This window comes from Niabella aurantiaca DSM 17617 (assembly GCF_000374125.1).
GTDB classification, from domain to species: domain Bacteria; phylum Bacteroidota; class Bacteroidia; order Chitinophagales; family Chitinophagaceae; genus Niabella; species Niabella aurantiaca.
Genome location: NZ_KB893645.1, coordinates 39,933 through 53,556 on the forward strand (window position 1 = coordinate 39,933; position 13,624 = coordinate 53,556).

Genomic DNA, 13,624 nt, shown 5'->3' on the forward strand with positions numbered 1-13,624 from the left:
ATTTGTCATTGCTTCATTGATTTAGCAACGCAAATTGAAAACTCAGGGTGACATATGCGTTTCTTGTCATTGGCAGCTTGTCGAAGCATGAACGGGAATAATAAAGTAAAAAATATTGAAAAGGATTATCATCATACTGATTATCGCGATTGCAGTCAGCTCCTGCTCCAGCAAGACTTACCTGTTCACCTCCTTTCATGAACCTGCCGATGCCGGTTTACGGATGCTGTACAGCTATGACGGCTATCACTGGACCGATCTTGATACCACTTTTCTAAAGCCAGCTGTGGGACAGCAAAAAGTGATGCGTGATCCATCGATGGTGCAGGGGCCGGACGGTAGTTTTCACCTGGTGTGGACCAGCAGCTGGCGGGGAGATAAGGGCTTTGGTTATGCTTCCTCAAAAGATCTGCTGCACTGGAGCAAGCAGCAGTTCATACCGGTAATGGAGCAGGAGCCAACAACAGTAAATGTATGGGCGCCGGAATTATTTTACGACGGTGCGGCAAAGGATTACAAGATCATCTGGGCCAGTACCATTCCCGGGCGCTTTGAACGGGGGATGGAAGAGGATAGCAACAATCACAGGATGTATGTCACTACCACAAAGGATTTTAAAACCTTCACGCCGGCAAAGTTGTTCCTGGATCCCGGTTTTAGCGTGATCGATGCAGTGATCGTTAAAAAAGAGCGGGCCGGTTATGTACTGGTATTAAAAGACAATACGCGGCCGGAACGGAACCTGAAAGTGGCGTTTTCAAATGACCCGCTTGGCCCCTGGGAAAATGTGTCAAAACCCTTTTCCGACCACTTTACCGAAGGCCCCTCGGTGGTTAAGATAAAAGACCGCTGGCTGATCTATTATGATTCGTACCGTAAAAAGATCTACGAGGTAAAAGCAACAAAGGACTTTCGTCATTTTGAAGATATTACCGGCCAGGTCATGGTTCCGGAAGGACATAAACATGGTACGATTGTGCCGGTGAAGAAAAAAGTGGTGCGGCGATTGGTTAAACAATTTAGAAAATGAAAACAAATAGCCCAGGGTTGAAACCCAGGGGAAACAATATGCAATTGAAATATTATATAACAGCATTTTTAAGTTTAACCGGATGCATCCTGCACGCACAGCAGGATACCATCCGTTATACGGGCGAAACCTTATCCAATGTGGATTATCACAACGGGCAACTGACCCCGGCAGTGGGAGTGCACAATATACAGGTGTTCCGCGCTAACCGGGAGCATCCGGAATGGGCGGGCGGCATGAACTGGACCTACAATCACCAGCCCATGCTGGTGAACTGGAACAACACCTTCTATCTTCATTTTTTAAGCGATCCGGTGGGGGAACATGTGGCTCCGGGAGCTACCTTCCTGGTTACCTCAAAAGATGGTTATCAGTGGTCGGCCCCGGTAACGCTTTTTCCGGAATACAGATTGCCGGATGGGTTTGTAAAGGAAGGCCGTACAGAAGCGGCGCACAACAGCTATGCGGTGATGCACCAGCGGATCGGCTTTTATGTTTCGAAAGATAAACGATTATTTGCACTGGGCTTTTACGGCATTGCCCTCGGGCCGAAAGATGACCCCAACGACGGGAACGGCGTGGGGCGGGTGATCCGTGAAATAAAGCAGGATGGCAGTTTTGGACCGGTCTATTTTTTAAGATACAATCATCGCTTCAGCGAAAAGAATACAAACTACCCGTTTTATAAAAGCGCAAAAGATAAGGGACTAGTAGCCGCCTGCGAAGAGATCCTGGCTACGCCGCTGCTGATGCAGCAAATGGTAGAAGAGGCGGACCGTAACGACCCGCTGATACCTCTGCGGAAAGAGTACAAAGCGTTTAATTATTATCATCTGCCGGATGGGAAGGTGGCCGGCTTATGGAAATATGCACTGACCAGCATCAGCAGCGATGAGGGCAAAAGCTGGGAATATACGCCTACCCGGGCGCCTGGCTTTGTAAATGCCAATGCAAAAATATGGGGACAAAGGACCTCCGATGGTAAATACATCACGGTGTATAACCCTTCGGAGTTTCGCTGGCCTTTGGCGTTATCGGTAAGTGATGACGGCCTGCACTATAAAAACCTGCTGCTGGTGAATGGTGAGATTACATCGCTCCGGTATGGCGGGGCATACAAAAGCTACGGACCACAATATGTAAGAGGCATACAGGAAGTCAATGGTAAGGGTCCTGACGGGAATGTATGGGTGAGCTATAGCATGAATAAGGAAGACATCTGGGTGGCGAAGATCCCTGTTCCGGTCAAAAGTGCAGTGACGGCCGATGTGGAGGATGATTTTGATGTGTTGAAACCAGGAGAAGAATGGAACAGCTGGAATATATACAGCCCGCTGTGGGCGCCGGTTACCATCGAGAAATTGCGTAACAAAAAAGTATTGTCCCTTACGGATTACGACCCTTTTGATTTTGCAAAGGCGGAGCGGGTGGTGCCCGAGTCTGCTAAAATGAAGCTGGAATTTAGTGTAACGCCGGGGCAAACAGTAAACGGGCGGCTGGATATTGAATTGCAGGACGCAAAAAATACGGCCTGTGTGCGGATCTCATTTGATTCCACGGGCGCGATCCTTACCAAAGCCGGTTACAGGGACCGTATGCTTGCAAAATACGAAGCCGGCAAAACATACAGTTTTGTGATAATGCTGGATGCCGAAAAGCGGTTTTACACCGTGTCGGTCAATGGTGGCAAGCCGGTTAACAATATTTTCTTTGCACCGGTTCATAAAGTGCATCATGTAACCTTCAGAACGGGACCGGTACGCCGTTTTCCGGATGCGGACACGCCTACGGACCAGGACTATGATCTGCCCCGGGCGGGAGAAAAAGATAAAAAGGCCGTTTATCAGGTTGGATATTTTAAAGCAGCACAGCAATAACCGAATATGCGTATAAAACTTTTTAATGGTATTTTCTTTTTGTTGATTACGGGATACGTCTCCCGGGCTCAGGTCCTGCAACCGGACACGTTTAAGCATTATGTAGATCATTTTAATACCATGGAACAGGAAACCATTGTACAGGCGATACCCAATACGGGATCCTGGAACTGGATGCAAAAGAATATTCCCCTGTTTAACTGCCCCGACAAAAATTTTGAAGAAATATACTATTTCCGCTGGTGGACATTGCGCAAGCATATTGAACACACACCGCATGGCTTTGCGTTCACAGAATTCCTGATAAAACGGTCGTATGCAGATAAGTACAATCTTATCAGCAGTGCCCTGGGACATCATATTTATGAAAGCCGCTGGCTGCATGATCAGCAATACCTGAATGATGATCTGCTGACCTGGTACCGGGGTAACGAAGGCAAACCATTAAAGCGACTGCGGTTTTACAGCGGCTGGAACAGTGATGCCATTTATAACCGTTACCTGGTAAACGGCGATACGGCGTTTATCAGGAAGTTGTTCCCCGACCTGCTTGCCGACTATCAGGCATGGGAGGCGGAAAAAAGATACCCCGGCGGCCTGTTCTGGCAATATGATGTGCGGGATGCCATGGAGGAAACCATCAGCGGCGGGCGCAGGGAAAAGAACCCGCGTCCATCCATTAACGGGTATATGTATGGAAATGCAAAAGCCATATCCGGCATTGCTGCATTAACCGGTAACGGTGCTTTGCAGCAATTATACCAGGCCAAGGCAGACACGTTAAAAAAAATGCTGCAGCGGGATCTGTGGAATGCTAAAGACCATTTCTTTGAAGTGCGGAAACAACCTGCGGACACGTTGGCCAATGTTATGGAAGAGATTGGCTTTATACCCTGGTATTTTAATATGCCCGACGGGCAATACAGCAGCGCGTGGAGCAAGCTTATGGATCCGGCTCATTTTAATGCACCCGCAGGCATTACTACAGCAGATCGCAGTCACCCCGAATTCCGTACACATGGCTGTTGCAAATGCGAATGGGATGGCGCCGTCTGGCCCTTTGCCACTTCGCAGACGTTGACCGCAATGGCCAATGTGTTAAATAATTACAGGCAACATTTTATAAGTAAACAGGATTATTTTACGCAGCTCAAAAAATATACACGGTCGCAGTATGCCAATGGCCGGCCTTATATAGGAGAATACATGGATGAAAAAACAGGCAGGTGGCTGACCGCCGATGAGCGCGGCCGCTATTACAATCATTCCACCTTTAACGACCTGGTCATTACCGGACTTGTAGGATTGCGTCCCCGGGCGGATGATCAGGTTGAGATCCATCCGTTGCTGCCGGCGGGTGCATGGGATTGGTTTGCTTTGGACAATGTTTTATATCACGGAAAGATCATCACGGTCATCTGGGACAGGACCGGAAAAAAATACCATAAAGGAAAAGGGCTCTCTGTGTGGGCAGATGGTAAACTGGTAAAGCGGTCAAAAAAGCTTAGGAGAATAATTGGAACGTTATAAACGGATGAAATATTTATTTACGATAGCGATGCTGTTTGTCGGCTCTTTGTGTGTAAGGGGGCAACTGATCCTGCCAAAGATCCTGGGCAACAATATGGTATTGCAGCAGGGCGGGCCTGTTCCTGTGTGGGGCCGGGCAAAGACAGGGGCTGCAATAGAAGTACGGTTCAAAGGGCAGATAAAACGGGGTGTCGCAGACCAGGATGGGGCATGGAAGGTGCTGCTTGCGCCATTGAAAGCTTCTTTTGATCCTGCGGAGCTGGAAATCGTTTCGGGGAAGGAACATATAAGGCTGCATAATATACTCGTAGGGGAAGTATGGCTTTGCTCCGGTCAATCGAATATGGAATTTGCTATGCGGAAGTTGGGCAAGCTGCAGCCGCCGCCCGGGGCGGATTGGCCGGTTCATGAGGTAGAAACCGCGCACAATACAAACATCCGTATCTTTTTGGATGAGCGAAAAAAAATGGGACCTGATTCCACGCACTCCGGGTGGGCGGTGGCGGAGGGAGCGGACCTGCGCCGTTTTTCTGCTGTGGGTTATTTTTTTGCCAAGGAATTACAGGCGAGGCTGAAAGTGCCGGTAGGCGTGATCTCCGCCGCTATACCCGGCAGCCGCATTGAGCCCTGGATGCCCCGGGAGGCCTTTGCGGCGCTTGATTTTTTCCGGGAACAAAAAGACAGCACACATAAAATCGACGGTGATCCCGGCAAGTTCTATGCTACGATGATCCGGCCGCTGGTACCGTTTGCCCTGAAGGGATTTTTATGGTACCAGGGGGAGTCCAACTGTTTTTTAAATGAGCGATTACAATATAGTTATAAAATGGAAGCGCTCATCAACTATTGGCGCAAGCAATGGAACAACGACCGGTTGCCGTTTTATTATGTACAGATCGCACCTTATTATTATTCCAAAGCCACCGACCGGCCTTATACCGTGTACAGCGAGCCGGAGTTCTGGGAAGCGCAGGCTGCGGTCTTAAAGATTCCACATACCGCTATGATCAGCACAATGGATCTGAACGATGATCCGGCCGACTTGCACCCGGTGAACAAATGGGACCTGGGAAAACGCCTGGCTGGTACGGCGCTCAGTGCCACCTATAAAGTGAGCACCGCGGCCGCAATGGGGCCGGTATTTAAAAGCGCTGTAAAAAAAGGAAATACATTTGTGATCGATTTTGACCATAAGGGAAAAGGACTGATCAGTAAAGATGGAAAGGCTTTACAGGGCTTTGAAGTGGAGAATGAAAAAGGGGTGTACACAGGAGCGGATGCCATCATTAAAGATAATAAGGTTTGGGTGCACGCAGTGGGGGTAACGGTGCCGCGCGCCGTGCGTTATGCATGGAGGGAGAATGCCAAACCTGCATTGTACAACAAAGACGGGTTGCCGGCGTTGCCGTTCCGGACGGATAATGAATTGAAAGAAACATTTAAGGGACAGTAAGAATTAGATAGAGTTATTTGAGCTGACTAAAAAGTCTTCACTTGTCATGCTGAACTTGTTTCAGCATCTAAAAAGAAATACTCGACAATAGGTTCTGAACCAAGTTCAGAACGACAAAACGTTTTGGGTGAATTTTTGGTCAGCCTCGGCAGAAATAAAAAAATGCGTAAACTGGTTTATATATTCTTTTTATTGGCGTTTGTAAGCGCCGATGCCCAGCAAACAGCCGTGCAGTATCTATCCGGTAGCGGCAGCGATGATATGGTGCAATGGGATTTTTATTGCACCGGCGGAATGAACGCAAATAAATGGACCACCATTGGAGTGCCCTCCTGCTGGGAATTGCAGGGTTTTGGAAAATATAACTATGGGTTTGCCAAAGATAGCGTTAAGGGAAAAGAAAAGGGTTTGTATAAACATCGCTTCACCGTGCCGGCGGATTGGAAAAGCAAAACGGTGAACATTGTTTTTGAAGGTGTGATGACCGATGCCGAAGTAAAGGTAAACGGAAAGCTGGCAGGTCCGGTGCACCAGGGTGCTTTTTATGCTTTCCGGTATGACATCGGTAAATTGCTAAAATACGGAACTGAAAATCTGCTGGAAGTAACGGTGGCCAAGCATTCCGCCAACCGGTCTGTAAACGCAGCGGAGCGCGAAGGCGATTTCTGGATCTTTGGCGGCATCTTCCGTCCTGTATGGCTGGAGGCGCTTCCTCAACTACATATCAGCAATGTAGCCATTAATGCGGGAGCCGATGGCGTATTCGCAGCTATTGTTCATACCAACGCATCCCAACAGGCGCAGGTGAAAGTTGAACTTTTTAACAGCAAAGGGGAGAAGCTGCCTGATAATATGTCGGGTGCTTCTGTTCTGCAAAAAGATATTTTTTTTGTAAGGGGCAAGGCAAATAATATCAAACCGTGGACGCCGGAAACACCGGAATTGTACACCGCCGTTTTTACATTGTACCGAAACAGTCAACCGGTTCACAGTCTGTCGCGAAAATTTGGTTTCCGTACGGTGGAACTAAGGAAGCGGGATGGTATTTATGTGAACGGGGTAAAGGTGAAATTCAAAGGCATCAACCGGCATTCTTTCCGTCCGGAGACGGGGCGTACACTTAGTAAAAAGAACAGTATCGAAGATGTATTATTGATAAAAGAAATGAATATGAATGCCGTGCGGATGAGCCATTACCCGCCGGATGGTCACTTCCTGGATGTTTGCGATTCGCTGGGATTGTTTGTAATGGATGAGCTGGCGGGCTGGCACGGTCATTATGATACGCCTACCGGAACAAAGCTGCTGAAGGAGATGATCGGTCATGATGTCAATCATCCTTCGATCGTACTCTGGTCGAACGGCAATGAAGGCGGACATAATTTTGATCTCGATTCCCTGTTTGCGAAGTTTGATCCGCAACAACGGCCGGTGGTGCATCCCTGGCAATTGTTCAACGGGATCGAAACACAACATTACCGGCAATACAATTATGGGATTGGCAACTATGATAACGGGCATGATATTGTATTGCCCACCGAATTTTTACATGGACAATATGACGGGGGACATGGTGCCGGACTGGAGGATTACTGGGATAAAATGTGGCGGGATCCGCTGCATGCAGGTGGTTTCTTATGGGATTTTGCCGACCAGGCCGTGGTGCGGAAAGACCTGAATGATTCCCTGGATACCGATAAACACCGGGGTGCGGATGGCATTGTAGGACCGCATCATGAAAAGGAAGGAAGTTTTTATGCGGTAAAGCAGATCTGGAGCCCGGTATATTTTGAACGCAGGGAGATGACCCCGGATTTTGATGGCAAACTGAATATGGAGAACCGCTACCTGTATACCAACCTGGATCAATGTAGTTTTAGCTGGGAGCTCAAACGGTTTGGACTGACTACTATAACAAATAAAAAAGGTGCGGCTGTTGCGCCCTCCGTTGCACCCGGCGCAAAGGGTGTTCTGGAATTAAAATTACCGGAAGACTGGAAGACCTATGATGCATTGTATGTAACGGTTAGGGACCGGAACCGGATGGAGCTTTTTACCTGGAGCTTTCCCATTAGCCTGCCCGGTAAGAAGGCTGCAGAGATCGTGAAGAAAGAGGGGACAGGCGCGGTACAGATCAATACGGTGGATTCATTGTATAAGATCCGGGTAAAAGAGCTACAGATCAGCATTGATAAAAATACGGGACTGCTGGTGTCGGTAAAAAATGGGAACCGGAGCATACCGCTTACGAACGGACCGCGGATCCAGGAAGGCATTACCAACTTCAAAAACTTTTCACACCGCTTTGAGGGAAAGAACCTCATTATTGAATCGGCATTTGATAAAAAAGAAAGCTTCAATACGTTGCAGTGGACCATTTATCCCAGTGGCTGGGTGCGGATGGAAGTGCATTATTTTCCGCTCGCATTGCATACCCATATGCTGGGCGTGAATTTTGATTACCCGGAATCGCAGATGCGCTCGGTAACCTATATGGGTAACGGCCCCTACCGGGTTTGGAAGAACCGGATGAAGGGCACTGCTTTTGGTGTCTGGAACAAACAATATAATAGCACGGAAACCGGTGAACAATGGGTATATCCTGAATTTAAAGGGTATTATTCCGATTTTTACGGAGGCTATTTTAATGGAGCGGATCACCGCTTTGCCGTAGCTACGGAAACAGAAGATTTGTTTTTGCGGTTGTTCTCTGTAACGCCAAAGACCGACCCCTGGCATAATTATGAACCGCTTTTCCCGGATGGCGCTATTTCATTTATGCAGGGGATCCCTGCTATCGGCAATAAAACACAGACCGGCGAAACGACGGGCCCAATGGGACAAAAGAATATATTTTATGATTATGAGAAAGATCCCGGCAGGGCGCTGAAAACGGTATTGTATTTTAATTTTTCATCAAACCCGGAAGCCAAATGAAGCGGTGGCAGGTGATCATAGGATTATTAATGGTACTGCCGGCGGCAGTGCAGGCACAGCTGGTGGTGCAGGAGCTGAAGTGCGAACAACTGAAAAGCCCGGTTGGTATCGATGTCCTGCAACCGCGGCTGAGCTGGCAATTAAAAAGCGATCAGAAAAATGTAATACAAACCGCCTACAGGATCTGGGTGGCTTCTACAAAGGCCTTGCTGGATGCCGGTACGCCGGACCTCTGGAACAGTGGCAAAGTGGCTTCAGACCAATCGGTGCTTGTATCCTACCAGGGAAAGCCGCTGGGCACCAATGGCAGCTGCTTCTGGAAAGTACAGGTGTTTTCCAATAAGAACGACAGTGCATGGAGCACTGCGGATCAATGGAGTATGGGACTGTTGCACCCCGGCGACTGGAAGGCGAAATGGATCGGTTATGACCAGGCATCGCCCTGGGATAGTGTTACGCAATGGTCGCGGCTTTCCGCGCGGTATTTCCGGAAAGGATTTACGGTACAAAAGAAAATAAAAACTGCAGTATTACATATTGCGGGCCTGGGTTTGTATGAATGCTACCTGAACGGGAAGAGGATCGGCGACCAGGTGCTGGCGCCTGTGCCTACGGATTACCGGAAGTCGGTGCTGTATAATAGTTTTGATGTATCTGCGGCGTTGACCGGCGGAAACAATGCCATCGGTGTGGTGCTGGGCAATGGCCGTTTTTTTACCATGCGGCAAAATTACAAGCCAAAAAAGATCAACACTTTTGGGTATCCGAAGCTCTTACTGCAACTGGATATTACTTATGCCGATGGAAGCAGGCAACAGCTGCTTTCTGATGATACCTGGAAGTTTACGGCAGATGGCCCCATCCGTACCAATAATGAATATGATGGGGAAGAATACGATGCTACCAAAGAATTTCCCGGCTGGGCAACCACCTCCTTTGATGATTCAGAATGGAGCCAGCCGCAACTGGTAACCGCACCGGAGGGAACGCTGCGGGCACAGCTAATACCGGGGATGCGGATCATGGATTCCGTCCGCCCGGGAAAGATCAGCCATTTAAGGGATAGCATTTATATCCTTGATCTTGGTCAGAACTTTGCCGGATGGCTGCGTATGAAAGTAAAAGGTATACGCGGACAAAAAGTAACATTGCGTTTTGCGGAGAGTCTGCAACCCGACGGTTCCCTGTATACGGCCAACCTGCGGGATGCGCGGGTTACGGACGTTTATACCTTAAAGGGCGGGGGTGAAGAACAATGGCAGCCTTCTTTTGTGTATCATGGATTCCGCTATGTGGAAATTACGGGGTATCCCGGTGTCCCTACGGTGGATGACTTTACTGGATTGCTGGTGTATGATCAAATGGCGACAACCGGTAAACTGGAAACCTCCAATGCTACCCTTAACCAGGTGTTGAAAAATGCCTGGTGGGGCATTGCCTCCAATTATAAGGGTATGCCGGTGGATTGTCCGCAGCGCAATGAGCGGCAGCCCTGGCTGGGTGATCGCACCCAGGGAGCGTTGGGCGAAAGTTATTTGTTTAATAATGCCACATTATATGCCAAATGGCTGGATGATATCCGGGAAGCGCAGACAGAAGAGGGCGCCATCCCCGATGTAGCGCCAGCCTTCTGGAATTATTACAGCGATAATGTTACCTGGCCTGCTGCCTATATCCTGGTGGCGGATATGCTGTACCGCCAGTATGGCGACCGGCAATCGGTGGCGGAGCATTATCCTTCCATGAAGAAATGGCTGGATTATGTGCAACGCAAGTACATGAAGGAGGATCTGATCACGAAGGATAAATACGGTGACTGGTGCGTGCCGCCGGAAAGCCTGGAGCTGATCCGGTCGAAAGACCCGCTGCGGAACACGAACGGAACGCTGATGGCCAGCGCTTATTATTATCACCTGCTGCAAAAAATGAAACAGTTTGCCCTGCTTGCCGGCAGGTCCGGGGATATAACCGGCTACAACCAGCTGGCAGGCCGTATAAGAACGGCTTTTAATAAAGCATTCTTTAAAGGAGATCATTATGACAACAATACGATAACCGCCAACCTGCTGCCGCTGTATTTTGGAATGGTGCCGGACGATAAGATTGCAGCCGTCAAAGAGCGGCTCATACAGAAGCTGCAACAGGACCATATGCACATCAGTACAGGTGTGATCGGCACACAGTGGCTGATGCGCGGACTGACGAAGTTTGGATATGCTGATGCAGCATTCACATTGGCCGGTAATACGACCTACCCGAGCTGGGGATATATGGTGGAGCAGGGGGCAACTACGATCTGGGAGTTGTGGAATGGCAATACGGCCAATCCGCAAATGAATTCACAAAACCACGTCATGTTGCTGGGCGACCTGATCACCTGGAGCTTTGAAAGCCTGGCAGGCATCCGGGCAGACCCGCAGGTGCCGGCATTTAAGAAGATCTGCATGCAGCCGGTATTTGTAAAAGGATTAAACAAGGTTACGGCTTCTTATCAGTCGCCCTATGGCAGGATCAAAAGCTCGTGGAGACGGCAGGCCCATATACTGGAATGGAATATAGAAGTGCCGGCAAATGCCTCGGCTTCAGTGATCCTTCCTCCGGGACGGGTAACAGAATCGGGTAAGCCTTTAAAGACCACAATGGATGTAAAGGACCATACGACCCGTCTGGAACTGGGAAGTGGCCGGTACTCGTTTAACATCGTTATGGATCAATAAAAAATAAGGAAATGAAACATGTTTTAGGATTTTGTTTGTTGTTATTGTTTTGCAGTGCAAAGGCACAGGACACCGGTGCAACGCATGAGTTGCAACAAAAAGCACAGCGATGGGCAGACGGCCTGAAGCTGGGTGATAAAACAAAGGCAGCAAAGGTACAAGAGGCAATAGTGATGCATCTTACAGCGGTAAGAGATTGGCACAACAGCCATCCGTTTACACTGGTTCCGGCGGGGCTCAACCCGGCTACGGGAAATAAATTGTCTGATCTCGACCGGCAGCTGATCGTCTGTTCATCAAAACCGGCTACCATTCATACGTCGCTTATGCAGGTATTAAACGCAGAATTGAATGCGGAACAGGTTGCTTTTATCCTGGACCAGTATACGATCGGAAAAGTAGCATTTACCTTAAAAGGCTACGAAGCCATTGTGCCCGACCTTACGGATAAAGAGCGCGCCGAGATCCGGAAGAACCTGGAACAGGCCCGTGAGCAGGCGATCGACTATAAGAATATGAAAGAAATATCGGGGATCTTTGAGATCTATAAAACAAAATGCGAACAATATCTCAATAATAACGGAAGGAACTGGCGGCAGCTGTTTAAGGATTATGTGAATAAGGTAAAGGCAGAAAAGGAAAAGAAAAAAGGATGAGTTTTGTGAATGGGAAACATCTTTGTCATGCTGAGCCTGACGAAGCATGACGGACGAATCACATTTGTTTTACAGGCGCCCTGGTGCCATCTGTATTACAGCATAAGAGTGCGACGCAAGTAAAGCCGCCACGGGTACTTTTGCCGGGCTAAAAATAATAACTGATAAAGAACAAATAACAATGATAAAAAAAGCGAACTTCCTAACCATTTGTTTCCTGTTTGTAACGGCATTGGCTACGGCACAGACCAATCGATGGAAACAAGGCATCCTGGTGGATGAATTTATTTATGATACGGCATCCTTTCCGCAGGCGCATGCCTCTACCATTGCAGAGACGCCGGACGGGCTGATCGCAGCCTGGTTTGGTGGCACCAGGGAAGGGAATAAAGATGTCTGTATCTGGACGAGCCACCTGGTAAATGATCACTGGACAGCGCCGGAAATGGTGGCCGACGGGGTGCTGAATGACTCTACCCGTTATGCCTGTTATAACCCGGTATTATATTATGCGCCCACAGGAGAGCTTTTATTGTTTTACAAAATAGGGCCCAATGTAGCGGGGTGGACCGGCTGGCTGAAGCGCTCCCGTGATAACGGCAAAACCTGGAGTCAGCGGGAGGCGCTGCCGGAAGGCTTCCTGGGACCGATCAAGAATAAACCCGAATTGATCGATGGCGTTTTGATCTGTCCTTCGAGTACCGAGAAGAACGGATGGAAAGTGCATTTTGAATATACAAAAGACTGGGGCCATACCTGGACCAGGTCAGCGCCTATCAATGACGGGGTACAGTTCTCCGCCATTCAACCCTCTATTTTGAAATATAAAAATGGAGGGCTCCAGGTGTTAGGCCGCACGCGTAACACAGTGATCTATCAAAGCAGAAGCAAGGATAACGGAAAAACCTGGTCGGCGATGTCTGCATTGGAGCTGCCCAACAACAATTCCGGTACGGATGCCGTTACGTTAAAAGACGGCCGTCAGCTGCTGGTATATAATCATGTGCTGCCGGATTCCACCTGGAAGAAAGGAAAGGGACCGCGTACGCCCTTGAATGTAGCGCTTTCAAAAGATGGGAAGAACTGGATGGCTGCCCTGGTGCTGGAAGATTCGCCCATCAGCCAGTATTCCTATCCTTCCGTGATCCAGGGCAAGGATGGTATGGTGCACATTGTATATACCTGGCGCCGGCAGAAGATCAAGTATGTGAAGCTCGATCCGTCAAAGCTGAAGCTGAGTCCAATAAAGAATAAAAAATGGCCGGGCACCGCGGGTGGCAAGGGCGTGGTGAGGGGTGATTAGGCGCATATGTGCCGAGCCTAAGGCTCTCTGCTTGGTGATCTTCCGCCATACTGCGAACTGAAGCTCGCGGTTGGTGACTGGCGAGGCGATGCCTCTGGCGTACTCTCAGAGAAAGCCTAAG

General features: G+C 48.9%; 8 protein-coding genes. All 8 read left to right on the plus strand.

Translation table 11 applies throughout. The annotated features are described in order from the left end of the window. The first annotated feature begins 115 nt into the window (after positions 1–115). The 8 genes from B160_RS0121270 to B160_RS0121305 all read left to right on the plus strand — a co-directional run bounded on the left by B160_RS0121270 (position 116) and on the right by B160_RS0121305 (position 13,503). Positions 116–1,030 (plus strand): glycoside hydrolase family 43 protein, encoded by a 915-nt coding sequence (locus B160_RS0121270; RefSeq protein WP_018629962.1) that lies wholly within the window; start codon positions 116–118, stop codon positions 1,028–1,030. Next, positions 1,027–2,907, plus strand: coding sequence for a sialidase/neuraminidase family protein (locus B160_RS32030; RefSeq protein WP_018629963.1), 1,881 nt, complete (start codon positions 1,027–1,029; stop codon positions 2,905–2,907). The genes B160_RS0121270 and B160_RS32030 overlap by 4 nt, the downstream gene beginning before the upstream one ends. 6 nt (positions 2,908–2,913) lie before the next feature. Next, on the plus strand, positions 2,914–4,437 hold the full coding sequence (locus tag B160_RS32035; protein WP_018629964.1) for an MGH1-like glycoside hydrolase domain-containing protein: 1,524 nt from the start codon (positions 2,914–2,916) through the stop codon (positions 4,435–4,437). 4 nt (positions 4,438–4,441) lie between these two features. Further along, positions 4,442–5,890 carry a sialate O-acetylesterase gene (locus B160_RS0121285; RefSeq protein WP_018629965.1) on the plus strand — a complete coding sequence of 483 codons (1,449 nt, stop codon included), beginning with the start codon at positions 4,442–4,444 and terminating at the stop codon, positions 5,888–5,890. A 162-nt stretch (positions 5,891–6,052) separates the two neighbouring features. Continuing rightward, a complete protein-coding gene (locus tag B160_RS0121290) occupies positions 6,053–8,827 on the plus strand; it encodes a glycoside hydrolase family 2 protein (protein WP_018629966.1) in 2,775 nt (924 codons plus the stop codon). Next, positions 8,824–11,544: an alpha-L-rhamnosidase gene (locus B160_RS0121295; RefSeq protein WP_018629967.1), complete on the plus strand. Its 2,721-nt coding sequence runs from the start codon at positions 8,824–8,826 to the stop codon at positions 11,542–11,544. The genes B160_RS0121290 and B160_RS0121295 overlap by 4 nt, the downstream gene beginning before the upstream one ends. A gap of 11 nt (positions 11,545–11,555) precedes the next feature. After that, on the plus strand, positions 11,556–12,200 hold the full coding sequence (locus B160_RS0121300; protein WP_018629968.1) for a DUF3826 domain-containing protein: 645 nt from the start codon (positions 11,556–11,558) through the stop codon (positions 12,198–12,200). Between the two features lie 181 nt (positions 12,201–12,381). Beyond that, positions 12,382–13,503, plus strand: coding sequence for a sialidase family protein (locus tag B160_RS0121305; RefSeq protein WP_018629969.1), 1,122 nt, complete (start codon positions 12,382–12,384; stop codon positions 13,501–13,503). Positions 13,504–13,624: the final 121 nt, after the last annotated feature.